We start from the raw sequence: 1,764 nt of genomic DNA on the forward strand, positions 1-1,764 counted from the left end.
CGTTAAGCCTTGATACTAGGAACCGCCGTATACGGAACCGTACGTACGGTGGTGTGGGAGGACGGCATGGGAACTAATCCCATGCCTCCTACCCGATTGGTCGGGTGTCTTCTTCAGCAGCTCACGCAGAACCCGATGACGTCGCCCCTCACGCTCGGCACCTCGTCGGGCGGCTGGCTCGCGATCGTCGTTCTCTCCGCCTTCTTCCCGGAGGCCGCAAGCGAATGGCTGCTCGCCGCCGCATTTGCGGGAGCGCTCCTCGCCTTCGGGCTCATCGTCCTCATTACGGGACCGAGAAACATGACGGGCGTAACCCTCGTCATTTCCGGCATGGTCGTCAATCTCCTCTTCGGCGCGATTGCGACCGCGGTGGTGCTCCTTCACGCGGACTTCATTCAGAACGTCTTTCTCTGGGGCGCGGGCGACCTTTCGCAGAACGGCTGGAGCGGGCTCGAATGGCTCCTCCCGAGAACCCTTCCCGTCATCCTGCTGATTCTCCTTTTTGCGCCGAGAGCGCTCGCCCTCATTTCGCTCGGCGACGAAGGCGCGAGGGCGAGAGGCCTTCCGGTGGTGCCGGTCTTCATCGCGCTTACGGCGCTCGGGGTCTGGCTCGTCGCCGCCTTCATCACGACGGCGGGCGTCATCAACTTCACGGGCCTCATTGCACCCAATATCGCGCGGGCGGCGGGATTCCGCTCGCCGGGCCGGCAGCTCCTCGCGAGCATCCTGATCGGCGCGGCGCTTCTCACGGCAACGGACGGCACGGCGATCTGGCTCTCCTCCCTCACGGGCGACATCGTTCCGACGGGCGTGGTCTCGGCTGTGGTGGGTACGCCCATCTTCATCTGGATTGTTCGCCGGCAGATGAGTTCGCTTTCGGCTGAAGCCTCGGGAACCGGCAAGGAGAGCCTGGTTTCGGCCGGAAAAACGCTCTCGAAATCCGGCGTCGCCGTGCTGGCGATTGCGCTCGCGGGCGTTCTTTTCCTGAATCTCTTCCTCGTGAGCCGCGGGGAAGGCTGGACCTTCGGACTGGCAGGGGACTATGAACTCCTCTTGAGGGGCCCGAGGCTCGTGACGGCGCTCGCCGCCGGCGCGGGACTTGCCGCTGCCGGCGTGATTCTGCAGCGCCTCATCCGGAATCCCCTCGCGTCGCCCGACATTCTCGGCGTTTCAGCGGGCGCTTCCTTCGCGATGGTCGCGGGGTCGCTCTGGTTCGGGGCGAGCGTCGGGGCTTCGGGGTCCCTGAGAGCGCTGGTCGGGAGCCTTGCCGTTCTTGCGGTTCTCCTTCTTCTCTCAAGGCGCGCGCATTTCACCCCGGGCATCATCGTGCTCTCGGGCATTGCGCTCTCAGCATTTCTCGACTCCGTCACGACGCTCTCGCTCTCGGGCGGAACGATGGAAAACTACTTCATCCTGCAGTGGCTTTCCGGGTCGACCTACCGCACGACGCCCGAGGCGGCGGGGCTTCTGGCGCTCGGCGTCGGGCTTCTCATCGCCGCCGCGCTCGCGGTTTCAAGAAGCATGACGCTCCTCACCGTCGGGCGCGACTTCGCGCAGTCGAGGGGGCTCCCGCTGGGAATGGCCTCTCTCATGCTTCTCGGACTCTGCGCGCTTCTCTGCGCCATTTCAACGGCCGCCATGGGGCCCGTCGCCTTCGTGGGACTGGCGGTGAATGTCAAGTGAGCTTTCGCCGATTTTGTTCTTAAAAAGTAGGTTGTAGTCTGAGCTCAGTGAGGGCTTTGCCCTCTCCGCCTTCGGCGGATT

The 1,764-nt window shown here is 64.5% G+C and carries 1 protein-coding gene; it reads left to right on the forward strand.

Going from position 1 to position 1,764, the window contains the following annotated elements; all coding sequences use genetic code 11:
* Nucleotides 1–81: 81 nt before the first annotated feature.
* A complete protein-coding gene (locus GBM95_RS11610; RefSeq protein WP_226963313.1) occupies nt 82–1,683 on the forward strand; it encodes an iron ABC transporter permease in 1,602 nt (533 codons plus the stop codon).
* Nucleotides 1,684–1,764: the final 81 nt, after the last annotated feature.

It is taken from the genome of Sutterella seckii (assembly GCF_009183815.1).
GTDB lineage: Bacteria > Pseudomonadota > Gammaproteobacteria > Burkholderiales > Burkholderiaceae_F > Sutterella > Sutterella seckii.